Origin of the sequence: Sulfurimonas hydrogeniphila, from assembly GCF_009068765.1 — a bacterium.
Lineage (GTDB): Bacteria > Campylobacterota > Campylobacteria > Campylobacterales > Sulfurimonadaceae > Sulfurimonas > Sulfurimonas hydrogeniphila.
The window spans coordinates 318,957-344,561 of the sequence record NZ_CP035534.1 but is presented as its reverse complement, the minus strand read 5'-3'; the positions used below and the strand labels follow the sequence as shown (position 1 = coordinate 344,561).

28 protein-coding genes are annotated in these 25,605 nt (G+C 38.6%); 15 read left to right on the top strand and 13 right to left on the bottom strand.

The features are described 5' to 3' along the window. From ETP70_RS01745 to ETP70_RS12355, 10 genes are all read right to left on the bottom strand, one after another. Complete coding sequence (locus ETP70_RS01745; RefSeq protein ID WP_151899555.1) at positions 1-225, bottom strand: NADH-ubiquinone oxidoreductase subunit E family protein; 225 nt, start codon at positions 223-225, stop codon at positions 1-3. After that, the gene (nuoD, locus tag ETP70_RS01740) at positions 225-1,466 is read right to left on the bottom strand and encodes an NADH dehydrogenase (quinone) subunit D (protein ID WP_151899554.1); all 1,242 of its coding nucleotides are present in this window, start codon (positions 1,464-1,466) and stop codon (positions 225-227) included. The genes ETP70_RS01745 and nuoD overlap by 1 nt, the downstream gene beginning before the upstream one ends. A 13-nt stretch (positions 1,467-1,479) precedes the next feature. Beyond that, positions 1,480-2,286 (bottom strand): NADH-quinone oxidoreductase subunit C, encoded by an 807-nt coding sequence (locus ETP70_RS01735; RefSeq protein ID WP_151899553.1) that lies wholly within the window; start codon positions 2,284-2,286, stop codon positions 1,480-1,482. A 1-nt stretch (position 2,287) separates the two neighbouring features. Beyond that, the gene (locus tag ETP70_RS01730; protein WP_151899552.1) at positions 2,288-2,797 is read right to left on the bottom strand and encodes a NuoB/complex I 20 kDa subunit family protein; all 510 of its coding nucleotides are present in this window, start codon (positions 2,795-2,797) and stop codon (positions 2,288-2,290) included. After that, positions 2,779-3,168, bottom strand: a complete 390-nt coding sequence (locus ETP70_RS01725) for an NAD(P)H-quinone oxidoreductase subunit 3 (protein ID WP_151899551.1) — start codon at positions 3,166-3,168, stop codon at positions 2,779-2,781. The genes ETP70_RS01730 and ETP70_RS01725 overlap by 19 nt, the downstream gene beginning before the upstream one ends. A 248-nt stretch (positions 3,169-3,416) precedes the next feature. After that, complete coding sequence (locus tag ETP70_RS01720; protein WP_151899550.1) at positions 3,417-5,153, bottom strand: ATP-binding protein; 1,737 nt, start codon at positions 5,151-5,153, stop codon at positions 3,417-3,419. 8 nt (positions 5,154-5,161) lie between these two features. Continuing rightward, positions 5,162-6,445 carry an OmpP1/FadL family transporter gene (locus ETP70_RS01715; protein ID WP_151899549.1) on the bottom strand — a complete coding sequence of 428 codons (1,284 nt, stop codon included), beginning with the start codon at positions 6,443-6,445 and terminating at the stop codon, positions 5,162-5,164. Between the two features lie 136 nt (positions 6,446-6,581). Next, positions 6,582-7,472: a deoxyribonuclease IV gene (gene nfo / locus ETP70_RS01710; RefSeq protein WP_151899548.1), complete on the bottom strand. Its 891-nt coding sequence runs from the start codon at positions 7,470-7,472 to the stop codon at positions 6,582-6,584. Next, entirely contained in the window at positions 7,472-7,942 is a 471-nt protein-coding gene (locus ETP70_RS01705) for a hypothetical protein (protein ID WP_151899547.1), read from the bottom strand. The genes nfo and ETP70_RS01705 overlap by 1 nt, the downstream gene beginning before the upstream one ends. Next, positions 7,943-8,101: a hypothetical protein gene (locus tag ETP70_RS12355; RefSeq protein WP_188110025.1), complete on the bottom strand. Its 159-nt coding sequence runs from the start codon at positions 8,099-8,101 to the stop codon at positions 7,943-7,945. Positions 8,102-8,202: 101 nt separating this feature from the next. Here ETP70_RS12355 and ETP70_RS01700 point away from each other — a divergent pair, with 101 nt between their 5' ends. The 13 genes from ETP70_RS01700 (at position 8,203) to ETP70_RS01640 (ending at position 21,262) form a co-directional block, all read left to right on the top strand. Further along, complete coding sequence (locus ETP70_RS01700) at positions 8,203-9,471, top strand: Y-family DNA polymerase (RefSeq protein ID WP_151899546.1); 1,269 nt, start codon at positions 8,203-8,205, stop codon at positions 9,469-9,471. 190 nt (positions 9,472-9,661) lie between these two features. Continuing rightward, entirely contained in the window at positions 9,662-10,063 is a 402-nt protein-coding gene (locus ETP70_RS01695) for a prepilin peptidase (protein ID WP_151899545.1), read from the top strand. Next, the gene (locus ETP70_RS01690; RefSeq protein WP_151899544.1) at positions 10,060-10,335 is read left to right on the top strand and encodes a hypothetical protein; all 276 of its coding nucleotides are present in this window, start codon (positions 10,060-10,062) and stop codon (positions 10,333-10,335) included. The genes ETP70_RS01695 and ETP70_RS01690 overlap by 4 nt, the downstream gene beginning before the upstream one ends. Then, positions 10,325-12,229: a hypothetical protein gene (locus ETP70_RS01685; RefSeq protein ID WP_188110024.1), complete on the top strand. Its 1,905-nt coding sequence runs from the start codon at positions 10,325-10,327 to the stop codon at positions 12,227-12,229. The genes ETP70_RS01690 and ETP70_RS01685 overlap by 11 nt, the downstream gene beginning before the upstream one ends. Further along, positions 12,229-13,422 carry a CpaE/TadZ family protein gene (locus tag ETP70_RS01680; RefSeq protein ID WP_151899542.1) on the top strand — a complete coding sequence of 398 codons (1,194 nt, stop codon included), beginning with the start codon at positions 12,229-12,231 and terminating at the stop codon, positions 13,420-13,422. The genes ETP70_RS01685 and ETP70_RS01680 overlap by 1 nt, the downstream gene beginning before the upstream one ends. Then, the gene (locus ETP70_RS01675; RefSeq protein ID WP_151899541.1) at positions 13,413-14,978 is read left to right on the top strand and encodes a TadA family conjugal transfer-associated ATPase; all 1,566 of its coding nucleotides are present in this window, start codon (positions 13,413-13,415) and stop codon (positions 14,976-14,978) included. The genes ETP70_RS01680 and ETP70_RS01675 overlap by 10 nt, the downstream gene beginning before the upstream one ends. Next, positions 14,978-15,913 carry a type II secretion system F family protein gene (locus ETP70_RS01670; protein WP_151899540.1) on the top strand — a complete coding sequence of 312 codons (936 nt, stop codon included), beginning with the start codon at positions 14,978-14,980 and terminating at the stop codon, positions 15,911-15,913. Before ETP70_RS01675 ends, ETP70_RS01670 begins: the two co-directional genes overlap by 1 nt. After that, positions 15,910-16,746 (top strand): type II secretion system F family protein, encoded by an 837-nt coding sequence (locus ETP70_RS01665; RefSeq protein ID WP_151899539.1) that lies wholly within the window; start codon positions 15,910-15,912, stop codon positions 16,744-16,746. Before ETP70_RS01670 ends, ETP70_RS01665 begins: the two co-directional genes overlap by 4 nt. An 11-nt stretch (positions 16,747-16,757) precedes the next feature. Then, on the top strand, positions 16,758-17,654 hold the full coding sequence (locus ETP70_RS01660; RefSeq protein ID WP_151899538.1) for an SAF domain-containing protein: 897 nt from the start codon (positions 16,758-16,760) through the stop codon (positions 17,652-17,654). Further along, entirely contained in the window at positions 17,644-18,069 is a 426-nt protein-coding gene (locus tag ETP70_RS01655) for a hypothetical protein (protein ID WP_151899537.1), read from the top strand. The genes ETP70_RS01660 and ETP70_RS01655 overlap by 11 nt, the downstream gene beginning before the upstream one ends. Before the next feature lie 12 nt (positions 18,070-18,081). Continuing rightward, on the top strand, positions 18,082-19,860 hold the full coding sequence (locus ETP70_RS01650) for a type II and III secretion system protein family protein (protein ID WP_151899536.1): 1,779 nt from the start codon (positions 18,082-18,084) through the stop codon (positions 19,858-19,860). Between the two features lie 94 nt (positions 19,861-19,954). Next, entirely contained in the window at positions 19,955-20,149 is a 195-nt protein-coding gene (locus ETP70_RS01645; protein ID WP_151899535.1) for a hypothetical protein, read from the top strand. Positions 20,150-20,344: 195 nt separating this feature from the next. Next, complete coding sequence (locus ETP70_RS01640) at positions 20,345-21,262, top strand: DUF234 domain-containing protein (protein ID WP_151899534.1); 918 nt, start codon at positions 20,345-20,347, stop codon at positions 21,260-21,262. Positions 21,263-21,272: 10 nt separating this feature from the next. Here the strand turns inward: ETP70_RS01640 and ETP70_RS01635 are convergent, their stop codons facing one another. Beyond that, the gene (locus ETP70_RS01635) at positions 21,273-22,076 is read right to left on the bottom strand and encodes a J domain-containing protein (protein WP_151899533.1); all 804 of its coding nucleotides are present in this window, start codon (positions 22,074-22,076) and stop codon (positions 21,273-21,275) included. 156 nt (positions 22,077-22,232) lie between these two features. Here ETP70_RS01635 and purF point away from each other — a divergent pair, with 156 nt between their 5' ends. Together purF and mnmL are read left to right on the top strand one after the other, a co-directional pair. Continuing rightward, entirely contained in the window at positions 22,233-23,588 is a 1,356-nt protein-coding gene (gene purF, locus ETP70_RS01630) for an amidophosphoribosyltransferase (protein ID WP_151899532.1), read from the top strand. Next, entirely contained in the window at positions 23,588-24,547 is a 960-nt protein-coding gene (gene mnmL, locus ETP70_RS01625) for a tRNA modification radical SAM protein MnmL/YtqA (RefSeq protein ID WP_151899531.1), read from the top strand. Before purF ends, mnmL begins: the two co-directional genes overlap by 1 nt. Here the strand turns inward: mnmL and ETP70_RS01620 are convergent. Together ETP70_RS01620 and ETP70_RS01615 are read right to left on the bottom strand one after the other, a co-directional pair. Beyond that, entirely contained in the window at positions 24,544-25,092 is a 549-nt protein-coding gene (locus ETP70_RS01620; protein WP_151899530.1) for a DUF2393 family protein, read from the bottom strand. The two genes, mnmL and ETP70_RS01620, sit on opposite strands and share 4 nt — an antisense overlap. Continuing rightward, positions 25,089-25,601, bottom strand: a complete 513-nt coding sequence (locus ETP70_RS01615; protein WP_151899529.1) for a DUF2393 domain-containing protein — start codon at positions 25,599-25,601, stop codon at positions 25,089-25,091. Before ETP70_RS01615 ends, ETP70_RS01620 begins: the two co-directional genes overlap by 4 nt. Between the last annotated feature and the right edge of the window lie 4 nt (positions 25,602-25,605).

The following is a 25,605-nucleotide window of genomic DNA, read 5'->3' as shown; positions in this document are numbered from 1 at the left end:
CTATTTTTTCACTACGATAGTCCAGTCGACTTCGTTAAATTTTAATGAGTTATACAGTTCATACCCACACTCTTTTACCAAATCAGCACTTCTTTGGATCGGAGAAAAATCTCCTATTTCAAAAAGAAATATCAACGTCTCCGTCGGTTTGTGTTTTTCTTCTAAAATCTCTTTCATACGAGGTTCAAAATTATCTTTTAAATGTCTTAAATCATATCGTTTCATTATCTGTCAACCTCCCCGAAAACTATGTTCGTTGTACCGATTATTGATACAACATCCGGAATGTAGTGACCCGGTAAAAGATCGGTTAAAATTCCTGTATGCCAGAATGACGGCGCACGCAGTTTCAGTCTGTACGGATACGGACCGCCTTGGGAATTGATGTAGAATCCAAGCTCACCTTTTGGTGATTCTGTCGGAACATACACTTCACCGACCGGCGGTCTCATTCCCTGTGTTACAAGAACGAAATGCTGCATTAATGAGTAGTTTTGTGTCATTATGTCGATTTTCGGTGCCGAAATATACTTCGGTGCATGTGCCATCAAGTCAGTCTGACCGTCTTTTTCGCATTTTTCATACATTTCTATACATTGATACAGAATCTTCGCACTTTGACGCATCTCTTCCATATAGATACGGTAGCGGGCAAAGTTATCACCTTTGTCTGAAAAAGGAACATCAAACTCCACTTCATCATAAAGTTCATACGGCTCTTCTTTACGAATATCCCATGCAACACCAGAAGCTCTGAGCATTGGACCCGTACAGCCCCATGAAAGTGCCATCTCTGTAGAAATCACTCCCACCTCTTCCATTCTCATCAGCCAAATACGGTTAGAGTCCAAAAGGTCTTCATAATCTTTGATATTCTGCGGCAATTTGTTTAAAAATACTCTGAGCTGGTGTAAAAATCCATCCTGCAGATCGAGAGGGACTCCACCTATACGAATTGCTGCATGTGTCAAACGTGCACCACAATAGCCTTCGATAATATCCATCAGGTATTCTCTTTCACGGAAAGCAAAAAGAAAAACCGTCATAGCGCCGATGTCAAGTGCCGTCGTCGCCAGCCAGAAAAGGTGAGACATAAGACGGTTGATTTCCAAAAGCAGCATACGGATAACTTTTGCACGGCGAGGGACTTCAAGCCCGATAAGTTTTTCAACAGCCAGAGCAAATCCGTAGTTGTTTGAAGATGATGCGATATAGTCCATGCGGTCTGTCGTCGGCATAAACTCGTTATAAATCATGTTTTCAGCCATTTTTTCCATACCGCGGTGCAAATACCCGATATCAGGATGTGCTTTTACAATCTGTTCCTGTTGCAGATGCAGCATTAAACGTAATTGCCCGTGAGCAGACGGATGCTGTGGACCAAAGTTTAATATCAGTTCATTGTCATCTCTGTCAAATGTTATATTTTCAAAAAACGGTGTTAATCTGTTTTTTACCTGTGCCATATTTTATACCACCTTATCTTTGCGGATCATCAATAACTACTGATGACTCTTTATCAAGTTTTTTGATGAGGAAAACGCCGCCTTCTTCCTGATACGAATGCGTAACTGCCGGCTCGTCACCGGTAATTTTTGTACCCTTTGGAACTTCATGTCCAAGACGGGAAAAACGCTCAGAATCATATCTGTCCACTCTTGCAGTATCGCGAAGTTCAGGGCCTATAATGTCACGTGCTTCTTTTCCGTAGATTTTATCTACTTCATACCATGCTGCAAATTCATCCCCTTCAAGAGGATATGTTTTTAAAAGAGGGTAGCCTTCCCAGTCATACGGCATTAAAATTCTTTTCATAAACGGATGGTTGTTCGCTTCAATGCCAAACATATCAAACATTTCACGTTCACTCCAGTCAGCACTTCTGAAAAGCTTTTCAACACTGTCAACAGCCTCTCCGTTTTTAATGAAATATTTCACACGGATACGTTTGCGTTTTGTCATGGAAAGCATCTGATAAAAAATTTCGAATGTATCATCTTTTGCCAGCCAGTCAATAGCAGACATTTCTGAAAGCTGTGTATATTCCAACTCATCGCGCATCAATTCAAGCACACCGTAAATATCATGCGCATTGATGTATACGACCATTTGTTCCACTTGAATATAGGCCTCTTTCACTTCAAATTTTGCTTGAATCGCCTCTAAATCTGCAGCAAAAACCGCATCTTCTTCTACCGCTGTTTTCGGTACCTGCGGCGCTACATAAAATCTGTCTGTATAGTATGCCTTTGCCTGTACATTGTCTTTAGGTTTATACGCTCTCATATTACATTAACCTTTTAGCTTTTTGTGCATTGCCTGCTTTGTTTGCACGAATTTTCTTTTGTAACAACATTACACCGTACTGCAGTGTTTCCGGACGCGGTGCGCAACCGGGAAGATACAGATCAACCGGAATAATTCTGTCACATCCCTGCACTGTCGCATAGGTATTGAACATTCCGCCTGTATTTGCACATGAACCCATTGATATTACCCATCTCGGTTCTGTCATCTGGTCATACAGACGTTTGATGAACTCTGCATGCTTTTTGGTAAGTGTACCGGCAACTATCATAACATCCGCCTGACGGGGACTCGCACGGAAAATTGTTCCGTAACGGTCAAAGTCAAATCGTGAAGCACCTGATGCCATCATTTCAATACCGCAACATGCAAGACCGTATGTTAGTGCCCATAGAGAATTAGAACGTCCCCAGTTTACAATTTTATCCACGCTTGTCAGTGCTATCGGTAAACCACCGTCCTGTGTATAATTTACTTTATGTTGTGCCATTCCAGCGCTCCTTTTTTCCATGCATATACAAAACCTATTGCCAATAACAATATAAACATTATCATTTCAGCAAAACCGAACCAACCAAGCACTTTAAAATCTACTGCCCAAGGGAACATAAATACTATTTCCACATCAAAAAGCAAAAAAAGCAATGCAAACAGATAAAACTGAGGTGACACCCTGTTTGGCTGCTTAGTAATTTCAGGTCCACATTCATACACTGAAAGTTTGATTTTTTCACTGTCTTTACGTGCCAATGCACGACTCGCCAATCGGGCGACGACAGTCGTTGTAATAAACGCACCAAATGTTATAACAAAAAGTACAAATACCCCAAAATACGGATTTGAAGTCACTATATGCTCCATATAACCTACCTTTTATTTTAAAAGTTATATTTATTAAAAATATAACTGATTTTTATATTTGTTTTCTAACGATGAAAAACGGTTTTTGTTGCAAACCTATTTTCATTTGTTACTAGAAAAAACAGTTACTGCACTATAGCAAAATGAATATTAAAAAAAAGTTTTGTGGAAGATAACTCATACCAAATGTCACTTATCGCAACACTGATACGAGTAAATATTTTGTTAGTTTAAAAGAAGCTTTAAAATTATTTGTTTAAAAATCCCATAGATTTCTCACTGTCAAAGTTCGCATCTTTTTCACGCTTGATTTCATCAATAAAGTCATCAAGCGTAAAGAGCGGATTCTCCCGCACAGCGACTTTATAGGCTGTGTTTTTGATTATGAGACTAATCTGTCCACCGGTAAGAGAATATTCTGCAAGCGCTGCAACATTGAAGTTGTCCTCATAAGGTGCTTCTTTTGGTAACATTTTCTTCCAAAGCTGTACCCGTTGTTCTTTGTCCGGTTTTTTAAACTCAATTTTATAATTAAATCTTCTGGAAAAGGCTTTATCGATATTTTCAAGCAGGTTGGTTGTTGCTATGAGCATTCCTCTGAAATTTTCAATCTGTTCCAAAAAGATATTTTGCATCTGGTTGTGCATCTGATCCGAGCCTGTGATATTACCGCTGCTTCTTGCACCCAGGAACTGGTCTGCTTCATTGAGTAACAGTATAGGTTCTGTTTTTGTTTTTTCGCTCAATTCATAAAAAGTATCAAAGATTTTACGGACATTTTTTTCACTCTCTCCTACATACATAGAAAGGATCTTAGAACAGTCAAAGGCCAAAACCTGGCGTTTGAGTGATTTTGCCAGAGAGTATGCCGTCATTGTTTTTCCTGTCCCTGCCGGTCCGTAAAAGATTATTCTGGCATCTATACCACTTTTTTTATCTTTTATACCCCATTTTACAAGGCGGCTCACAACTTCTTTATCTACCTGTTTCATCAGGTTTTCAAGCGTCTCTTTTGTTTTGGAATTAAGCACGACATCATCCAAAGAAGTCTCAGGTTCTACCAGTTCAAAAATATCCTGTTCTTCTACCAAAGCATTCAGTTTTAAGCGTGTTACTTTTTTTGTTTTTTGCGGATGAATAATTTTTTGTAAGACATCGTCTACTATATAGAAAGAACGGCTGATTCCGCCAAAAGGATTGAGCATCTCTTCATAATCTATAATCCCATTGCTTAAAAGGTTTGAGCCCTCTTCTAACAATGAACGGTTTTTAATACGTTCATACTCATCAAGCGAAATCAAATCTATCAACGTATTCATCTCCCGCAAAGAAGAATCAGTCGATCCGTACTCTTCACGAAGCAGTGCAATAAAAATTACCTGCTCATAGTTGCTCATTTTCTTCTGTTTGAAAAATTTGTCCAACACAAGATTTTCAGAGCTCTGTTTTACCCGCTCTTCAATGCGCTTTTCAAGCAGTTTGAGTTTGTTTTGCAGTCTGTCAATACCGAGAGAATGTTCATGTACATTTTGACGAATCACACTCATTTTCTGATAGAGTTCAATCCGAAAAAACTGATCCTGCAGGTACTCAAGATGGTCAGAGTAGGGCTTTACTTCAGGCAAATCCAAATCCAGTGTGCCGTCCTGTAAGAGTTTTAAAAAAGCAGGTGTGAGCCCTACTGCAGTGTTTAAAAGTTCAAGCGGTGTTACATCCGCTATTTTTACAGGAGTAAAGCTTTGCTGATGCAGCCAACCGAGTTCAAGCAGACTTTTCAGTTCTCTTAAATGTACCAAATGTTCATAGTTTTCACTTTTGTACAAATCCTGCAGCAAATCTAGGACAAGTACATCATCCTGTCCTTTCATATACCTGTGCGCAATATACTGCAGTATCTTTGCTTCATTGATACTGCATTTTAGATGGATAAATATCTCCGATTTTTCAATCTCTTTTTCGTTTAAAAAGTTAACTAGTGTTTTCAATTATTTCCTTAAAATTTATACCCTAAACCGGCTGAAACAAGCAGCGCTCTAGAGTTGCTGAATGTACCGTCCAGTCCGTTTATGTTCGTCGTTCCAGAAATTGTTCTGTCTTTTTTTATGGAGTACAATGCTGACAAGCCTATATCCATACTATCATTTATTTGATAACGTCCGCCAAATGAAAAAGAGTATGCATTGCTTCCCGGTGATTCAAAATTGAGTGTAGACTCCGGCGTTGGAGTTTCATCATAAATCGCACCTGCCCGTAAAGTTACCTTGTCCAACTCCTGCGTAATACCCAAACGAAATGTGTTTGTATCTTTCCAGTTTTTAGGTTTGGGATTATCAAAGGCAGCAATCAAAACCGGGTTTGTAAGTGATCCGTCATACTCAAAATCAAGAGATTTATAGGCAGACCAGTATGCTTTTTCATAAACAACTTCTACTGTTGTTTTTGTCTTCTCAAATGTATAAGCTCCGGCAAGCATCAATGTTGCAGGGAGAGGAATACTCACACTTGCCTCACCGTTATATGAACCTGCAGGAATGGCTCCTCCCAATGCAGCCGTTGATGAGAGTCTCGCGCTTCCTTCTACCGTCAAATTTACATTCGAACGGTATGTGGCAGCCAGTTCCAGTGCTTTTGTCGGGTGGTATGCCAGGGCGAGATTATACCCGAAATCCAAAGAGCTTCCTTCAAGATCACGGCTGATATAGGATGTTGCCAAAGGAGATGCATTGACAATTGCGCTTTCACTGCTTTTTACAACCCCGCTTGTATGCACCGCTCTAAAACCAAATGCCAATGCCAGGGTGTTTGTAATTTTATACGCAACACTTGGGCTCACTTCTACAATCTTTAATGTAAACTCCTGAGAAACAAGTTTGGCAGAACCCTCTTCCCATTGTCTGCTCAGTCCGGCAGGCACAGTGATACTCAAACCGACACGCACACCGTTTTGACCAAGTTTTGGAGAGACATAATGGAGTGAAGGAAGAATAAAAGTCTGTTTTTCCGAATTGAGCTCTTCTGCGCCTGTAAGTGTTTTTGCGTAAGTTCCCTTAAAGTTTGTAGAGCTTAACCCTACATACATCAAATCCACTTCTGCATGTTGTGCATCATCCATAAAAACCATATTTGCCGGATTGTCATATGCAGCATCGGCATTTTTTGTATGGGCAATATTTGCTCCCCCAAGAGCAACTGAGTTTGTAGAAGTTTCCGGAATTTTATATCCGCCCGCCATTATTATTGAACTTGCCATCAATGACATAAACACTGTTTTTTTCATATTTTTTCTCTTTTTGATATTTTCTGCGGACAATACTATCTTATTTTTCCTCAAATATCTATAAAAGACACAAAGCCCGCACTGAAGTACGGGTTCCAAATGCAATACCAATTCTCTCGGAACCGGTAGTTTAGTCTTAGAGCTGGAACGAGTATAAAAGTGCTATCTCCTCAGCCCATATCGTTTCATCTATCGTTTCCAGGATAAGCGGTATATCATCCATACGTTCATCGTTCATGATGAATCTAAACGCATCCAGTCCGATTTCACCCTTGCCCAGTGAGTGATGTCTGTCCACTCTGCTCCCCAAAGGCGGTTTTGAATCATTCAGATGCATCCCGCTCAGATACTCAAAGCCGACAATCTCGCCAAATGCATTCCATGTTCTCTCATAAGCTTCACGCGTGCGTATATCATAACCCGCAGTAAACATATGACAGGTATCTATACAGACACCGATTCTTGATTTGTCTTCTACCTTGTCTATGATATATGCCAGATGTTCAAACTTATATCCAAGGTTACTGCCCTGCCCTGCCGTATTTTCTATGACTGCTTTGACATTTTTTGTTTTATCAAGTGCCAGATTGATGGACTCGGCTATCACGTCCAGACATTTGTTTTCGATTTCCTCTAAAAGGACCTTGTCTTCTTTTTGTTTTTTGGTAAGTTTCGCCAAATGGCTGCCGGGGTGAAAGTTCAGTTTGTCTAGTCCCAAAGCATCACAGCGCTCCAGTTCATCTATAAAAGCCACGCGTGATTTTTCAAGTTTATCAGCTTCGGGATGCCCCAGATTTATCAAATAACTGTCATGCGGCAGTACATGTTTTGGTAAAATTCCGCTCTCTTCTAAGGCAGTTTTAAACTTTTGTATCGTCTCATTGTCAAGAGGTTTTGCAACCCACTGTCTTTGGTTTTTTGTAAAAAGGGCAAAGGCTTTTGCACCTATGGCTTTGGCATTAAGCGGTGCATTGTACACACCGCCGCTTGCACTTACATGTGCGCCTACATATTTATGGCCTGTCATCAGTTTGGTTCCTTAATTTTAATGAGTATATGGTTTTTTTTGTCTTTAAAATAAATTTCTCGGGAGTTTACCCTATATTTTATATCTACATCTGAAGTTTTTATATTTTGTATAAACCCATTATCTTTTTTTAAGCTGTTTTTACCGTCATATATCTCTTTCCCCAATATTACGTTTTGCAGCAAAGAAGGAGGATAAACACCAGACAAATACTCTTGATTAAAACTGCTTTTGCTCATACATCCCTCATTCACACAGACCAGATGATTTATATGAATACGCTGAAGTACATGCCCTGCGACAAAAAGTTCCAGCTCTATCGCATCTTTGCTGTGCCGTATATAGCCTATATCTGAAAACTTTAGTCTTGGAGATTTTATGATGACAATCTTCGCATCCGTGTGGGCATAGTTTTTTATACTGCATCCCCCAAAGAGGAGAAGTATAAAAACCGCTAAAAAATATCTCATCTATTTTTCTAAAAACTTACCGCATTTTTTTGTCGCAGTACCGCCGAATTCTCTGATTTCTCGTGCTGTACCGTTTTTTGCTATCACCTGTCTTTTACACTCGTCTTTTGCTATACACTCTTTATTTTCACATCCTATATCTTCGGGTACCTGTGCCATATCCGCTTTCCTTATTAAAATAATTTGATGAAATTATAATATATTTTTGTCAATTTGCAATACTTTTAAAAGATTTCTTTTTTCTCTGCTAATATTAAATTATGAAAATCCATATTGACATTGACTGCTTTTTTGTCAGTGCAGCTCGTATACTTGAGCCTTCTTTGGAACACAAACCTGTTGCCATCGGCGGAAGAAGCGATACAAAAATATTTACCAAAGACGCAAAAAACCAGAGAGTCAATTTTGAAAATTCCGGTTCGTTTGTACCGACTTTTTATAAAGCCTATGAAAACGGGGATGATCTCAAAAGTTTTCAGGACGAAGACGGACGTATCCGCGGTATTCTCACAACTTCAAGTTATGAAGCCCGTGCCTATGGCATCAAAACCGCCATGAGTATTCGACAGGCTCTGCAACTCTGTCCGCATCTCATCATCAAAGCACCAAATATGTCTTTGTACCAGGAGCTTTCTCACAGACTCCATGACTTTCTAGCACGCAAAATTCCGCTTGTCGAGCAGGCATCTATTGACGAATTTTACGGAGATGTAAGCGGATGGATAGATGATGAAGAGATACCACAGTTTATAGACAGCTTGCGCCATGAAATCAAAAAAGAGCTCCAGCTTCCTGTCTCCATCGGTGCCGCATCCACACGCTACATCGCAAAACTTGCAACAGGCTATGCCAAACCTTTTGGATGCAAAACGATTACAAAATACGAATTTGACGGATTTGTCAACCCCATCAAAGTAGAAGATTTCGCAGGCATAGGCAAAAGTATGAAAAACAAACTGCACAGTGCACAAATCAAAACACTCGGAGAACTGCGAAAAAGACGGGGAACTCTGGAGTCATGGGGACCGTATGCAAAAGAGCTCTATAAACGTGTCAACGGAGAAAGTGATGCGCAGATTAAAACGACCCATCAAAGAAAATCCATCGGAATATCCAGAACTTTTGATCCGCTCTATGACAGAGCAGAACTGCTCAGACGGGTTCACATTCTTGCCAGACATCTCAGCTTTGCTATTATAAAACTTCAGGTAATTCCCACTGTTTTTCATTTGGGTATTGCCTATGAAATGCATCAAAAATCTCATAAAAACATCTCTCAGGCAGAAATATTTACCGAAAAAAAGTTTGATGCCTTATGCATTTCTCTTTTTCATGCGGCTGACATTCACAAGCGTCTTTGTGTCATTCGTTTGAGTATCAACTGTTCAAGCTTTACGAGGGATTCAAAAAAAGAGCTCTCACTTTTAGGCTTTGAAGAAGAAAGAAAAATGTATACGCTTACATGTAAAACACAAAAACTGCGTGAAAAGTACGGTATGGATGCCCTCAGATTTGCAAGTGAACTCTAAAATCAACATCATAATCTAAACTTATATTTAAAAAAACAAAAACTACTTCGAAAAGTAACAATTATCATTATTTTTTCTTATTTTGTACTAAAATTCATTGTTTTTCACATACTTCAAATTAATTTAAGCTTCTCTTCCATACAATAGCTCAAATATCACAAAAATATCAAAAAAGAGTGTAGGGAATGTGATGATTATATTTGTTTATTTTATAGTTATTGCTTCTGTTCTCTCTTATATTGACAGTAAAAAAAGAGTTATTCCGGACAGAATTATACTTCCGGCATTTGCAGTGTTGGTTATTTTAAAATGGTGGGATGCAGACCTGTCTGTGTATGATTTATATGCGGTCTTAATTGTACTTGTCATATTTATCATCCCTGTTATTTTAAATATGGCTTTTGGCGGCGGTGATTTACGATTTGGTGCCTTTTGTGCCCTTTTTGTAGGTTTGTCACAGGTTGGGTATTTTATCATATTTTCAGGGCTGATACATCTTGTGATTTTAGCTGCTCTGAAAAAGAAAAGCTATGGCTTTGCTCCGGCTATGAGCATTGCCGCAATACTGAGTTATACAATAGGAAAATTATGAGAAGAGGTTCTGCAGCACTGGTACCATTGTTCCTGGCAATTATGCTGCTGTTTTGGTTTATCTGGTTTATGGGCGGTGAGAGTGACAACCTCCACAAAGTCAACCAGTTGGAAAATTTGCAGCATACGCAGGAGCGTCTAATTATTGCAGCCTGCCAAAAGAAGCAGGAGCTTTATGATGCAAACAGAAGTCTCACCGATGCGCAGTTAAATGAAAAAGTGAGTCAATACATTCATAATATTATGGTGTTAAACAACATAGATGAAAACTAAAAAAGGGGAAAAAATGAGAAAAATCATACTTGTAAGTCTGTTTGTACTGACGCTGGTACTCTCGGCAAAGACAACAACAAATGTGACGTTGCAGACACCGTATGAAGAAGAGGACGTGCAAAATGACTATGGTGACAAGATTATGTACCAGAATGTCAAAATCAATACGCAAAATTTTAAAATCAACAATTTTTGGGGAAAATTTTCAGATGCCGCACAGGACCAGTCCAATTTTACAAATATTGCAACTGCCGCAAATGTAAAACTTACAATAGAAAATGTCTTTACATGTAAAGACGGCGGGCTACCGGAAGAAGGCTGTTCAGGGCAAAAACCGTTTTTGATTAATGATGGAACTTTAACTAATCCCCAACTGCAAAAAGATGCCATGGGACAAATTTTGCCTACTGGTGAATATAGAATTCCTTTTGATTCCGCACAAAACTATGATCCTGACCATGATGATGCTTTTTATGCTTTGGATGTTTTTCGAGACGGCAAATATTACCAGGATGACAATACAAATGATTATAACAATGAAAAACCAAGAACTTTTTTTGGTTATATGGTACAACTGATCAAAACTTATTTTTCTCCGCAAAACGATACAACAATAGTAGATGCTTTAACGCAAAATGAAATAGAATCCAGAAACCGATATATGGCAAACATTATTTTTGGTCTGCAACAAGACTACCGTATAAAAAAAGAATCTGCTATCGATACGAACAGTATCAATCAGGCTTTTTCTACAAAACAGCCCTCTTTGCTTGATTATAATGCCCTAATGATAAATGATACAACAGGCTGTGACGGCATCTTTTTTACCTTCAATCCGGACAGTCTGACATGTAAATTCCAAAACTTTTTCGGGATGACGCAATGGATGCCTTTTTTTGGAAACGGTGCCAGTCTGCTGGGTGAAAATTCCAACAAATCCAGCATACAGTCAGACTCTGTTTTAGAGGATACAGAAACAACCCTGCTGACACTGGCAAGCAAACTCGACAATACCAATTATGTACAGCCTAAAATTGATCCGCAAACAGGAAGAGTAAGTATTCTCGGAGAAGTTTTTAAACCGATGATATTCATGGCAAAATCCATGTTTCGCTTTTTCTTTGGAGAGAACTCAAAAACACTCACAGAAACTGTCAGTGTAAACTTTGATTTTACAAATCATATGCCTTTGACTTTTATGCAGGTACAAAACGGCATAGTTAAAGGCTTTGAATATTTTAAACTTTTAGGCATTGAAAGTGTTTATGGAACGGAAGTACAGTCTTGTACAGTAAAAGATGAAAAAGGAATCTTTGGCTGGCGTTCATCATATCAGACATTTACACAGGGAATTCCAACGGACACAACATTGGATGGTGGGAAAACACGCAAGAGATGTGCAGATGATTCGGCTGTATCTGATTATAACCTACTCTCAAGAACATCCGAAACGTATCATGACCATTGTTTATATCTCAATCCGTTTAATTATTCTACACAAACAGAATATACTATTCACGTATCTACTGAAGATTGGCTGGACTGGTGTAAGCGCAATCAAGGCAGACAAAAGAAAGGTTTGTTTGGAAGAATAATTGACACCTTTACAAATATTGTGAGTATTTTATCGGGACACTCTTCCAATGGAGCCGATTATGATACGCAACTTGACAATCTATTGGACAAGAATGATTATAGCGTTGTCGAATACAAAGAAAAAGTACACAAAGGACTTATTCTCCATCTGAAAAAAATAGACATTGAAGATATTAACGCAACAACTCCAGGAACAACAACAGAGTTTGAAATCATTAAAGTCTCACGAGGCAGTCAGAACAGAAATGATCAAAACAACAACCAAAACAGTAACAGTCAAAACGGAGGAATGCATTAATGATAATAGCCTATGTATCAAAGGTCGACAAAGAGTGCTATAATGATCTAAAAGACGAATTTACCGATGTCAAAAACTTTAACTCCATCAATGATTTTATCAGTTTTTATGCTGTTAGCAAAAACCGTGATGTGGTACTGCTTTACAGAGTTGAAAATCTTGAAGATATCGAAAAAATTAAAGATATCCATTTTAACAATAATATTTATATGATCGTTATAGGCAAGAATGATACAAAATTTTCTCTGCTGGCAGGAAAAATCGGTGTAGATGTATATCTCAGTGAAGAAGAAGCCGATTCGGGACTTATCACAAACCTCATCATCAAGTCGCAAAGCATTATAAAACAAAGACGCGGAAACAGTAACATATCTGTATTTACAGGCATTAGCGGTGGAGTGGGTACAACAACAATTTCTATGAATCTTGCAAAAACACTGGCACAGGACCATCCAGACAAAAATGTTTTATATCTTGATTTTGCCTACACAAAAGCTGTTTCTAACCTGTTTTTTAATTATCCGCAGCCTAAAAAAACCATAGTTGACATATCTAGTGTGCAAAATCTGGATATGCAGGAACTCTTTGAAAACGGTTTGGAAAAACTGAATGACAACCTCTATTTTGTGCCGGGTTTGCAAAAACATACAGACAGAGAAGAGCTGGAAAAACCTGAAAACATACAGATGTTTTTAAACTTTATCATGTTTATCAAAGAAAAATTTGACTTTATCATTATAGATGTCGGGGTTTTTGAAGATGTCGATTTAGAGATAGATATTCAAGAGATCGCAGACAATATTTTTGTCATTACCGAATTTTCCATTCCTTCCATGTCTATTTTAAAAACATATATAGATATCATTGACAAAAGCGGATGGTATTCCAAAACACACATCATAGCCAACCGTTCCGACTCTTTTGGAAGTGTTACCCAGGAGGAGGCAAGAAAGATACTCTCAAAAGGCCTAAAACACAACTTTGAAATTGCTTTTGCCTTGCCGAATGATGCTGTTCATTTACGAGAGTGCTGGAATGAAGCGCAACTAGTCTGCGACGAATACCCGGATTCGCCTTTTATGCTAAAGCTCAAAGAGTTTGGAGAAAACTTTTTTATTCATGATGCTTCTTTGTATGAAAATGCCCACAAAGGCGAACACTCTTTCTGGTCCAAGGTGAAACGATGGCTCTAAAAGAAAAAATCAAAGAACGGCACAATAGCACTGAAGAGAATGTACAGGTCAAGAGTACTGCCTCAACTGTACATATTGAAGAGAACCTCTGTTCTGAGTTTTGTTTCCCGCTGATTTACAGAAATGAAGAGTATTTTCAGCTTGCCTGTTCTATATATGATGCTTTTGTCGAAAAACTTAATATTAACGGAAAACTTACAGAAAAAATGATACGGGAAGTTGTCGTCAAACATATATCTGAGTTTACTTTGCCAAAACCTGCCCTTAAAACGGAAATAGCCGACTTTGTTATAGACAATCTGCTCAACTACGGTCCGATTTCAACGATTATGCGTCTTGCAGGGCAAGGGCTCAATGATATTTTAGTCAACACAAAAGATTATATTGATGTTATTTACAACGGCCAGACTATAGCAACACCGTTTAAATTCAGGAATGAAGAAGATTTGCGCCGTTTTATTAACAGAATGCTCATGGCTTCAAACAGAAAAATCGACGAGTCACACCCTATTGCCTCTGCAAAACTGCCCGACGGCTCACGTATAGAGATACAAATACCGCCTGTTTCTGCAAACCTTGACAGCGACGGCAATCCCGGCTCCTATGTCACTGTGAGAAAATTTCGCGAGATTCCTCTGCTTTTTGAAACCTTGATAGACTCAAATATGATTGATTTGAAAATGGCATATTTTCTCATAAAAGCCATACGAGGCAAACTTAACATTGTTGTCTCCGGCGGTACATCAAGCGGAAAAACAACTTTTTTAAATGCCATTACCCGTTTTATAGACGAGGGCGACCAGCTGCTCACCATAGAAGATACAAAAGAGATGAAACCGCAAATGCCCTGCCATGCGATTCGCTCCTTTGAGGCACGTCCGCCAAACGAAGAGGGTGCAGGAGCGATCACGATTGAGAGCCTGTTACGTACGGCTTTGCGTTCAAGTCCACGACGTATCATTGTCGGGGAGTGCAGAGGTCCAGAAATTGTCACGATGCTCAATGCCATGAACACGGGACATCCGGGTTCTATGACAACAATTCATGCGGATGATACAAAAGAGGCAATTGTAAGAATTGAAAATATGTTCCTAGAAGCACGTCCTACGGCAAATATGACCTTTGTGCGCTCACAAATTATCTCTGCTGTTGATTTGATAATACAAATCGTCCGTTTTCCCGACGGAACAAGACGCATCGTCAAAATATCTGAACCTGAAAGACGCATAGAAGAAAACGGTGTCGTTTCCATGCTGGACCTGTTTGAATTTCAACGCAATGCCAACAGTGACAATCCGATGGATTCAAGCGGAAATTTCAAAGCAATTTCAGGTTCTTCGCGTGCTATATTAAAAATGCTGCAAAACGGTGTCACGATGGAGAGCCGTATCTTTGACAATGATTATGTTGTCAGCAAAGAGATGCTTACAAACGAACTTAAGGAGTTTCATCCAAAAAGAATGTGCGGATGGAAAACAAACTATATGTCTGAGATTATACAATCCTCCTATATCTCAAGCAAAAGCATATTAGAAAGATGGCCGAACCTAAAATAATGACTGAATTACAAATAGACATATTACTTATCTTTGTCATTACAAGCAGTGCTACTGCACTTGGCTATATTCTCTTGGCAGAGTATAAACGGACAAAACACATTAATTACATCAAGCATGTCATATCACTTGTGGATGTAGATGAAGATGACATTTTACGGGAAAAACATTTAGAAAGCAAAAACACGCTGAAAAACAAAATAAACGCTCTGATGCTTCAGGCGGGATTTCATTTTTCTCCTTACATTTTTGTTCTTGTTTTTTTCGCATTTTCTCTCCTGGCAGGATCTCTCTTTGCACTTTTTCTACGCCACTGGAGCGGATATCTTATAGGTATCCCCTTTGGTTCGTTCATCTTTTACATGATTTTACGTGCCATTATAGACAACAGAAAAAAGAAATTCAACAAAGCACTTGCCGTTGCAATTTCAGTGCTTGTAAAAATGATGAAAAACGGTATTGGGTTTGAACAGGCACTCAGCAAGTCAGTTTCAGTTTCAGGGTCCAAGCTTTTTCGTGACATATTTGCAAAATTTTTCCAGGAAAAAAATACTATCGGAGAGATGGAGGCTTTTAACAATTTAAACCAGTTTATCCATTCCAAAGAACTCCGTATCTTTGCCTTGGCGATTAAAATAGGGCGCGCGAGCGGCGGACAGTTTTCAAATACTTTGGAAAAGGTTGAAAAAACGATCAGCTACAGAGAAAAAATGCAGGAAAAAGTAGATGTTGTTACAAGAGAAAGCAGTGTAGGCTCATATGTCGTTGTTTTAATTACCATCTTTTTATACTTTTCGCTGAATGGGAACTTTGACGGGAAACTGCATCAGTACTTTATGGAATCCCAATACGGAAGATTTCAGCTTTTGGGTATTGCTCTTTGGGTATTTACCGGCATAATGATCAATAAAGTATTGACAAGGGTACACAAATGATAGAACTGTTTTCATACCTTACTCTTTTCATCTCTCTTGGCATTATCGCTTTTTTCCTCTCTTTGTATGCTTATGTACATTATAAGCACAGGAGACTTTTAAGCGCTATTTTTGCCAAAGAAGATGACATAATTATCACTGACAATTTCAGTGCAAAAAAAGCAGAATTTAAATTAAAGCTTCAAAGAGCGGGACTTACACGCAAACAGTTTAATGAAATAGTATTTGCAAGTATTTTGGCAGGCATCTCTTTGATATCGCTGATTTTTATTATGGATTTTAGTTTTTTAACTGAGCTTTTTTTAGTTGTGTCAGGTGTTGCCATAGCAATATTTATGCCCTATATATATGTTGAAGAACAGATAAAGGCAAGAATCAAAAGAATAGAAAATGATTTGCCTATCTTTATAGATTTGCTGATTATCATTCTTGAAGGGGGCGGAGGACTCAACAATGCCATAGACAAAGTAACAACAGAAGGTGCAAGTGTTTTAGGTCCAGACCTCTTAAGTGAGTCTAAAAAGTTTAAAAACGAGTTTATAACATACTCAAGCGATGTAGCGTTTACAAATCTTGTCAACCGTACAGGAAGTGATGCAATTGCCACTATTGTCGGATTTATGCGACTTTCCGAGGAAACAGGAATCGGTGTCAAATCTATATTTGAGAATCAGGCGCAGGAGCTTAAATCAATGGAAATGCTAAACATAGAGAAAAAAGCCGCAACGATGAATATAGGCATTACGCTGGTCATGTTTATATTCATCTTACCGGCAGTCATCGCAATGATAGCATTTCCAATGGCAGCAGATGCCTTAATGCCGGGATTTTAAAAGGGAGTAATATGAAAAACAGAAAAACAAGAATAATCATGGGAATAATGGTCGGACTGGTGCTTTTTAGCTCCTCCGTAGCACTTCTTCTATACCTCAAACAGGGAAAGACAAAAGAGCACAAAGAAGCAGAAGTTGAAGTTTTTGTTGCGGCAAAAAACATACACAAAGGGGATGTTATTAATGCAGATTCACTTAAAAAAGCACATCTTGCCAAAAGCTATATCAGTTTTACTCCTTTGACAGACGCGGAGATTATAGGCCGATATGCCAATGTGGATATCTACAAAGGTGAGCCTATTCGTCCTGAAAAGATTGTTGCGATACCGCCAAAAACCGAGCAGGAAGCAGAGTCGAAAAAGCAAAAGAAAAAAGAAAAACAGGTACAGCCTCAAAAGACAGAAGCACCACAGCAGGTCACCAAAGACACACTCTCAGTCGCACTCTCTCTTTTTAGAAACCAGGACACATCTCTGCGTTCGGGAGATTTTGTAGATATAGCCTGTGCCATTCCTTCTGCAAACAAAAAAACTCCAGATCTCTTTTATACAAAATATGTCGCTTTACATGTAAAGATAGATACCTTTGTCATCAACGGGAACAGACAGACAAAACTTCTCAGCTACAATGAAAAGCAAATGCTTACCAAGGCAGATACTGTCATATTCCAAATGGCACCAAAAGAGATTAAAAACTTTTTGGCGTATTACTATAAAACACAGGCGCTTAACAGTAAGCGAGTCTATAATCTTCACAACTACGGAGGGCAGTTATGGATGATAAAAACACCCAAAGAGATCAACGTCAAGCTGCAAAAACAAAAAGAACTTCTCCTTGTAGACAAAAAAATGTTTAAAAAACAGAGAAAAAAACATGTACAAAGAGTGAAAATATCCTATGAAAACTAAACACAATTTTCGCAATGCCTTTGGTATGGGTCAAATCATGGCGATGCTGCTTGTTGTTCTGCCGACTTTGGCATTTATCATAACACTGATGACAGACTACTGGAGTGTAATGCAAGAGGATTACAAACTCAAACTCATAGCCAATCAGACCTCTACCGTACTTGACAGCGAACAGGATCTCAGAAGCAATACTCTCAATGCAACACTCGATACAGAAGTAGGAAGCAGACTGTGTCCAAAAGGAACAACCATAAGCTTTTCTACTCCGGCCGATGCAACCTTGCCTGGTCAGGTCATTGTAACCATAAAATATACCCATAACGGTCACTATTTTAAAAACAAAACCTTAAGTACACAGATGCAAACCTATTCGTATCATGATCAAAACATATCAATCACCGGCACCTGCCAATAAAAAGGGGAAAAAATGAAAAAAATACTACTATATCTTGGAATCTGTCTGCATCTTTTTGCAAACGACATTCTTGTCTTTAACAATGAGTACCAGGTCCTACCCTTGCAAAAAAAGATCAAAAAACTCATTGTCGGTAACAGAGAAAATATTAACGTTTCTCTTTTGGAGAGTACGGCAAAAGGAAGTTTGCTTAAAATATTTGGTAAAAAAACAGGCAACACCTCTATTCTTATCATTTACAGGGACAACTCCATAGAAAATTATCATGTCTATGTGAATGAGAATCTCGGCTATATTCAAAAAATGATCAATATTATTGAACCGAATCTTTCACTCAGCATGGTCGGTAACGACTCTGCCGTCATCACCGGTGTATTTAAAGATCCGCATGACAAAAAAAGAATTTATGAGATTTTGAAAAAAGGCGGTGTAGATACAGACAAACTGATGGATTTGACAAAAACACGCAGAGTCAACAAAATGATTCGTACAAAACTCTACCTCATTGCCGTAGACAACCAAAGAGCAAAAGATTTGGGTGGTGTTACCGGACTGGGATTTTTCAACAAATATGTCAATGCAACAGCCAATGCGGGTGCTGCAAACTCTGCAACATTCAGCGGTTTTTTACTTGACAACCTGGGAAATTTTACAACAGCAACCGGAAAATCCGTTCTTGCTACACTCAATTTTTTACAGACAAAAGGGGTTGCCAATATACTTGATGACACGGTGCTCATTACAACAGAAGACAAAAATGCAACCTTTCGCGTAGGCGGGGAGCTTTATATCCCGACAGGTATTATACAAAACACAGGAACGGCACCCACCATTCAGGTGACAGAAAAAGAGTATGGTCTCAAACTTACACTCACAAGCAAATTTATGCAGACAGAGGGCTATATGCACATCAATGTAGATATTCAAGACAGTGCCATAGACCCTAACCCTGCCAATAATGTTGCTCTTGGAACCGGCATCTCCATTCCCTCTTTTATCAGTAAAAACATTCAGACTAATGTGGTTGTAAAATCTGAGCAGGTTATAGCCCTGGGTGGTCGCCTGCACAGTGAAAATTCCAAAAGTGAAGAAAAAATCCCTTTGTTTGGAGATATTCCTTTACTGGGCGAGCTTTTCAAGCATAAAGTTGAAAATTTAAACACAACTGATTTGATCTTTTTACTTGTCCCTGAGATTGTGGATGCCAATGAAGAGATAGATGACACTGACTTTTACAAAAATTTTAAAGCGCAAAGTACTGTTTTTCATGCAAAGGTGACTGACACTCCGAAAAAAATTCCCGATACAGAGCAAAACACTACAGAAACGGCACCATCAGAAGTATCACATATTTCATTTCCCGCTCCGATTATAATAGATGAAGAAGAAAGTCTGCAAACTCCACCGGAAGAGAATGCCAAACAACAGACACAACAGACACAACAGACACAACAGACACAACAGAAGATAGCACAAAAAACACAAAAAGCAGCACAAAAGACACATGAACTTACAATGACAATGCCAAAGAAGAAAGAAACAGCAGTAAAAAAAGAGACAAAACCTTCTCTGCAAACCTATGCTGTCAATGCGAAAAAGATATTTCTCAGAGAAAAACCTGTAAATGGAAAACGTGTTAATGTTTGGAAAGAAGGGCATAAGTTTACATCAGACATCTCCAAAACAGTCAACGGTGCAAGCTGGTTAAAAGTAAAACAGGACTGTTACCGTACATGTAAAGATCTGAATGCAAGTGTATGGATTTCACAAAAATACACAAAAACACTATAAGCTAGGTTAATAATTGGTTTAAGCAAATATTATTTGCTTTTCTTATATAAAAGTGATATACTTATCACAACTTTATCACAAAGAAGGAGAGAATATGATCAAAAATCTATTCAAACGTATTAAGTCACAAAAAGGTATGAGCGGAGTTTTAGTTGCTCTTTTATTAGTAATCGTCGGTGTTGGACTGGTAGCGGGATTAAATACTTACATGTCAAGTGCAAAAACTAACATACTAAACGTAGTTGATGCAAATTTAAGTAGTGCTGGTGTTGCTACCCCAACTCGTTAATTAGATTTTAATCATATAATTTCGGAATCTAACTTTTGGTTTTCAACACCACAAAGCCCGCACTACAGAAAAAAATTTAGTTTTTTTCTAAGTCATGCTTTAGCATAGAAAGTACGGGTTCCGAAAAGCCGTTTACAAACCTCACAGTTATAACTTAAATAATACATGTAGTCTAAAATATGTTACAATTAACATATGACAAATGTAAAACTTCTTGAGCAGTTTCGCTCTTTTTATTTTAAAAACTACCCAGATGATATGGAGACGCAGATCTCCTACTTCGCAGTATTTGGCGGACTTGACTGGGAAATTGACACGACAAAGCCTATTGAAGAATTACTCCGGCTGCTTGTATTGGACAATTTTGAAGCTATAGATGCACAGATGAGAGAACTCACTCTCAACAATACCCTCAACCGTAAACTTCTCAAAGCCCTTGCAACAGGAGACAGACGTATCTTTTCTGCCTTTAACAAAGCCGGACTCAACAATGCCAACGGCGGAGCAGCACTCAATTTTTTGCAGGAAAAAGGCCTGATTCAACTGGAATATTCACGGGAAGAGCATCCTAGAGACAAATATCCAAACACAAAGCTAAAAAGAGAAGAGGCACGCCACCGCATATCACACAAAGTCCTTTTTACCCACCCTTTTGTCAGGTTCTGGTTTTACTTTGTCATACCCCATATCAAAGAGATTGAGGCACAGAAATATGATGCCTTTTTCAAAGATTTTACCCTGCGCCACAACAGTTATACCAGCCTGGTATACGAAGAACTCTCCGAAGTCCTGCTGAACTATCATCTTCGTGACGCACATATACGCAGCAGCGGCAGCTACTGGGATGCAAAAATAGAAATAGACATTCTGACCATCACACAAAACGGCCGTATCTATGTCGGAGAATGCAAATGGACAAACCACATCATCAACAAAAAAGAGCTGCATAAAATACGGGACAAATGCCAGAAACTCGGGATTGAACCGACCCAAATCGTTTTGTTCTCAAAACGGGGATTTTCAAAAGAACTCACCCAGCTCAGCGGTGCAGGTCTGGCACTTTACAGCAGCGAGGACTTTCAGGCACTGCTTAAAAAACGCTCTCTCAAGTAAAAAAGTATAATTAACTGACAACACGCAGTGCCTGGTACGCTTCTTGCAGCAGCTGAAATTTTTGTGTGTAATGTTCTACCAGATAAGGACTTTCATGAAAAATTTTGTCCGGATGATAAACTTTTGTCAGTTTTTTATAGCTTTTTTTCAAAGCATCCTGCGAAGCACCGATCGGGCATTCTAAAATCGTATAAAAATGTTTTTTCTCTTCATAAAAAGAGGCTTTGCATAAATCTCCGAAAGAAAAATTTGCAAAATCCGAGTAGAGTTTGGACATAAAATGATTGTCATAGGTATACTGAATCTGATAATGCAAGATATGACGCTTGTTTAAAGCACGTTCCAGCCTTGCTTTTGACCTGAAATCACTGACATCCACCACCAAAGAAATATCTGTTCCCCGCTCCACATACACTTCAAGCTGTGAGCGCATATAGTTGAGCACCCATGAATTCGGACTGTCCAGTGAAATAAGCACCGTATCTTTATCATACGCATAGAGATGTACTTTTATAGTTTCAGGCTCTTCCATCCTGTTGAGTTCTATTTTAATCGGCTGATTGCCAAACTTTAACATGGAACGTAAGAAAAATTCATGATTGAAATCATGTGTTTTCGCATGAAACTCACTTAACTCTCTTATGAAATTCTCTCTGACCTGCGTTAATGACTGATTTTGAAATACAAGTACAGCTTTAGGTAAAAAGAGCATACCACGGGCATGATGATTTAAAAATTCTCTCATCCAACTTGTATTTAAGGTATCAAACCCTGTAGTGATAAGAATAAGATTATTGCGCAAAACAATTTCCATATATCCTACCTTTTTTGAAAATATATAATTTATAGCAAAAACAGTTCCACTTTGAAAATAAATTATATCTATTAATTAAGACAGCTTTGAGAATATTTATAGATATTTTGAGTATAATTGCATCATAATTTAATTACAACTTATCAAGGAAAAAAATTGCGCGAAAATATGAATGAAAAGTGTGCTGTTGTTGGGATTTTTGGTCATAAAGAGGCTTCAAAGTTAGCCTACTTTTCTCTTCATTCTCTCCAACACCGCGGACAGGAAGCAGCAGGTATCAGCTCATCTGACGGAGAAAAACTCCATACTATCAAAGATCGCGGACTTGTTATGAGCGTCTTTAACGAAGACAAACTTGCTACTTTAAGCGGCACAAGTGCTATAGGCCACACCCGCTACTCCACAGCGGGAAATGATTCCATTCTTGATGCACAGCCTGTATTTGCAAGATACGATTTGGGTGAGATGGCAATTGTTCACAACGGTAACCTTACAAATGCTGATGAAGTACGTGCCAGACTGATCAAACGCGGTGCAATTTTTCAGACATTTATGGACACTGAAAATCTTATTCATCTTATCGCCAAAAGTGAACAGGACAAACTTCTAGACAGAATTATAGATGCTGTTCAAAAAATAGAAGGTGCTTTTTCTCTTGTCTTTTTAAGCAGAACCAAAATGTTCGCTATGCGTGACCGTTTCGGATTTCGACCTTTAAGTCTTGGGCGTTTGGCCAACGGCGGCTATATTGTTGCAAGTGAAACCTGTGCTTTTGATCTTGTGGGGGCTACTTTTGTCCGTGATGTGGAACCGGGAGAACTTCTGATTTTTGAAGAAGGCAAAGCCCCTCAAAGTGTAAAAATCTTTGAACCGACACCAAAACACTGTATCTTTGAATATGTCTATTTTGCCCGTCCTGACTCTTCTGTCTTCGGACAATCTGTATATGAATGCAGAAAAGAGATGGGAAAAGAGCTGGCAAAAATTCAACCTGTTGAAGCCGATTTGGTTATCCCTGTGCCTGATGGTGGTGTACCTGCTGCAATCGGTTATGCACAGGAGAGTGGAATTCCCTATGAAATGGGAATTATGCGCAATCACTACATAGGGCGTACCTTTATAGAACCGACACAGGAGATGCGTGATTTAAAAGTGAAGATGAAACTCTCTCCTATGACAGACATTATCAAAGGCAAAAGAGTTGTCGTTATAGATGACTCTATAGTCAGAGGTACAACTTCAAGAAGAATCATCAGAATGCTGAAAGAAGCAGGAGCAAAAGAAGTCCATATGCGTGTCTCTTCTCCTCCGACTACCGATCCGTGTTTCTACGGTGTTGATACACCAAGCAAAGAGAATTTAATCGCTGCAAATATGGGTGTGCAGGAAATTTGTGATTTTATAGAAGCCGACTCTTTGGCCTATCTGGATGAAGCATCACTCTTAAGAAGTGTGAATGCAACACAGGATATCTACTGTACAGCCTGTTTTACTGGAAAATATATCGTTTAATGGAACAAATTTATACATACGGTAATTATTTAAAAAACAAATTTGGCGTAAAAGTACACAAGGTTGGCATCAATATTTCCGGCTTCACCTGCCCGAATATTGATGGAACCGTGGCCAAAGGAGGCTGTACATTTTGCGAAAATGACTCTTTTTCAGCCAGTACTGATGCCGTTGTGGAGCTCAAAGGATTTCACTTAAATCTTGAATCAAAAGAGAATCCTTTTTTGCAAAAACAACTCAAACAGCTTGAACTGCAGTTTGATGCCATATCAAAACGCCAGAAAAGAGAGTATGGCGCAAAAAAATTTCTTGTATACTTTCAATCATTTACCAATACCTATGCCCCTTTTGAAACCCTCAAAGCACTCTATGAAAAAGCGCTCTCTTTTGAGAACGTGGTAGGGTTAAGCATTGGCACACGTTCTGACAGCATCACAGAAGAGACACTTGCCTACCTCTCAGGCCTTGCCAAAGATAAAGAGATCTGGATTGAATTTGGCATTCAGTCTGTATATGATGAAACACTGGAAAAAATCAACCGTGGGCATGACAGCGAAAATGTTAAAGAGTGGATTATCAAATCAAAAGAGGCAGGTCTGAATGTTTGCGGGCACCTTATCTTTGGTCTTCCAGGAGAAACGCAGGAGATGATGCTTGAGACCTCCAAAGCCGCTTATTCATGGGGAATTGATTCTGTAAAATATCACCCTCTGTATGTTGTAAAACGCACTGCCTTGGCAAATGAGTTTAACCGTGGAGAGTTTACCCCAATCAGTGAGCAGGAATATCTTGATGTGCTTGTAAAATCTCTTCTGATGAAACCCAAAAATGTCAATGTCCAAAGAGTGACAGCAGGCATTGATGATGATTCCCTCTTAGCTCCAAAATGGTGCCGCAATAAAAACCAACAGATAAAAAATATTAACGCCGCACTTAAAAAAGTCGGTCTAAAGTATTAATGCCCGTATGCTTTTGCAAATTCCGCAGTACTTCTGAAATAGGGCGGATATCTGAAGTATACTCTAAATGCCTTTGCCTGACCGGGTTTGAGATTTCTGGCAACAACAAACTTTTTCGTAATGGTTTGCGGTTTGTGTGATCCCATTCCAAAACCTCCGGAAAAAAAGTCCATAAAACCGCTGGGTTTATAAAAATTTCCGCCTTTTACATTTCCTGTTGCATGCCCTTTGTTGACCAGTTTTATTTCAAAAGTCACTTTTCCTATAGGAAATTTTCCGACATTTCTAACAATACCGTAATAGGCTATCTCTTCCGTGCTCAAGAGCCTTTTGTTGTGCAGTTTTTCCAACTGCACCTTTTTCGTATACTTATCAACAATCATAACAGAAAAAACAGCCATAAAAACAGTCACCAAAATAATAGAAAATATCATAGAATAGACTAGTTTTTTGTTTTTTTGTTTCACTGCACTCACTATACCGGCAATACTCAGTAAAAAGATTACAAAGAAAACTATATAGTGCCAGTAATTAAAGAGTGTCATTTACAATTTCCCTCCAGAGATACATTATAGTCTTTTTTATATGCAAACGGTTCTATGATAATTTTAAACTCTCTTGTTTGCCCTTGTGCTATATCAGGTTCCAGAATCGACATTTTTTGAAATGGTTTTAATCGTAAAAGATAGTTTTTGTACTTGTTTTTTGTAACCCTGTAGACTTTTGCAGTGATTTTACACTCGGAAAAATCAAATTTGGATTCATTTGTGATGCTTCCTTTGACCACCAAAGCCTCCACAAAATGAAGTCTTTTTTGCGAAAGCAACTGGACAGAATTTTTAAAAAGATATTTGTGCATCTCGATATAACCAAGTGTAGGACCGAGAAGAAGTATTGCAAATCCAAAAAGAACAAAAAAGATCGCAAGAATTATCTTTTTTCGAAGGAGAAGTGCAAGAATAATAAAAAGAAGAAAAAGAAGAAATGACACACCAAAAAGGATATAATCATACGTTATTAATCCATGAATAAATGCCAACAGCTTCTCTTTCATATTT

What these genes read in the sequence shown, in the direction of transcription:
- ETP70_RS01745 (WP_151899555.1), bottom strand. Translation starts at nt 225, where the DNA reads ATGAAACGATATGATTTAAGACATTTAAAAGATAATTTTGAACCTCGT.
- nuoD (WP_151899554.1), bottom strand. Translation starts at nt 1,466, where the DNA reads ATGGCACAGGTAAAAAACAGATTAACACCGTTTTTTGAAAATATAACA.
- ETP70_RS01735 (WP_151899553.1), bottom strand. Translation starts at nt 2,286, where the DNA reads ATGAGAGCGTATAAACCTAAAGACAATGTACAGGCAAAGGCATACTAT.
- ETP70_RS01730 (WP_151899552.1), bottom strand. Translation starts at nt 2,797, where the DNA reads ATGGCACAACATAAAGTAAATTATACACAGGACGGTGGTTTACCGATA.
- ETP70_RS01725 (WP_151899551.1), bottom strand. Translation starts at nt 3,168, where the DNA reads ATGGAGCATATAGTGACTTCAAATCCGTATTTTGGGGTATTTGTACTT.
- ETP70_RS01715 (WP_151899549.1), bottom strand. Translation starts at nt 6,445, where the DNA reads ATGAAAAAAACAGTGTTTATGTCATTGATGGCAAGTTCAATAATAATG.
- nfo (WP_151899548.1), bottom strand. Translation starts at nt 7,472, where the DNA reads ATGACAGGCCATAAATATGTAGGCGCACATGTAAGTGCAAGCGGCGGT.
- ETP70_RS01705 (WP_151899547.1), bottom strand. Translation starts at nt 7,942, where the DNA reads ATGAGATATTTTTTAGCGGTTTTTATACTTCTCCTCTTTGGGGGATGC.
- ETP70_RS12355 (WP_188110025.1), bottom strand. Translation starts at nt 8,101, where the DNA reads ATGGCACAGGTACCCGAAGATATAGGATGTGAAAATAAAGAGTGTATA.
- ETP70_RS01700 (WP_151899546.1), top strand. Translation starts at nt 8,203, where the DNA reads ATGAAAATCCATATTGACATTGACTGCTTTTTTGTCAGTGCAGCTCGT.
- ETP70_RS01695 (WP_151899545.1), top strand. Translation starts at nt 9,662, where the DNA reads ATGATTATATTTGTTTATTTTATAGTTATTGCTTCTGTTCTCTCTTAT.
- ETP70_RS01690 (WP_151899544.1), top strand. Translation starts at nt 10,060, where the DNA reads ATGAGAAGAGGTTCTGCAGCACTGGTACCATTGTTCCTGGCAATTATG.
- ETP70_RS01685 (WP_188110024.1), top strand. Translation starts at nt 10,325, where the DNA reads ATGAAAACTAAAAAAGGGGAAAAAATGAGAAAAATCATACTTGTAAGT.
- ETP70_RS01680 (WP_151899542.1), top strand. Translation starts at nt 12,229, where the DNA reads ATGATAATAGCCTATGTATCAAAGGTCGACAAAGAGTGCTATAATGAT.
- ETP70_RS01675 (WP_151899541.1), top strand. Translation starts at nt 13,413, where the DNA reads ATGGCTCTAAAAGAAAAAATCAAAGAACGGCACAATAGCACTGAAGAG.
- ETP70_RS01670 (WP_151899540.1), top strand. Translation starts at nt 14,978, where the DNA reads ATGACTGAATTACAAATAGACATATTACTTATCTTTGTCATTACAAGC.
- ETP70_RS01665 (WP_151899539.1), top strand. Translation starts at nt 15,910, where the DNA reads ATGATAGAACTGTTTTCATACCTTACTCTTTTCATCTCTCTTGGCATT.
- ETP70_RS01660 (WP_151899538.1), top strand. Translation starts at nt 16,758, where the DNA reads ATGAAAAACAGAAAAACAAGAATAATCATGGGAATAATGGTCGGACTG.
- ETP70_RS01655 (WP_151899537.1), top strand. Translation starts at nt 17,644, where the DNA reads ATGAAAACTAAACACAATTTTCGCAATGCCTTTGGTATGGGTCAAATC.
- ETP70_RS01650 (WP_151899536.1), top strand. Translation starts at nt 18,082, where the DNA reads ATGAAAAAAATACTACTATATCTTGGAATCTGTCTGCATCTTTTTGCA.
- ETP70_RS01645 (WP_151899535.1), top strand. Translation starts at nt 19,955, where the DNA reads ATGATCAAAAATCTATTCAAACGTATTAAGTCACAAAAAGGTATGAGC.
- ETP70_RS01640 (WP_151899534.1), top strand. Translation starts at nt 20,345, where the DNA reads ATGACAAATGTAAAACTTCTTGAGCAGTTTCGCTCTTTTTATTTTAAA.
- ETP70_RS01635 (WP_151899533.1), bottom strand. Translation starts at nt 22,076, where the DNA reads ATGGAAATTGTTTTGCGCAATAATCTTATTCTTATCACTACAGGGTTT.
- mnmL (WP_151899531.1), top strand. Translation starts at nt 23,588, where the DNA reads ATGGAACAAATTTATACATACGGTAATTATTTAAAAAACAAATTTGGC.
- ETP70_RS01620 (WP_151899530.1), bottom strand. Translation starts at nt 25,092, where the DNA reads ATGACACTCTTTAATTACTGGCACTATATAGTTTTCTTTGTAATCTTT.
- ETP70_RS01615 (WP_151899529.1), bottom strand. Translation starts at nt 25,601, where the DNA reads ATGAAAGAGAAGCTGTTGGCATTTATTCATGGATTAATAACGTATGAT.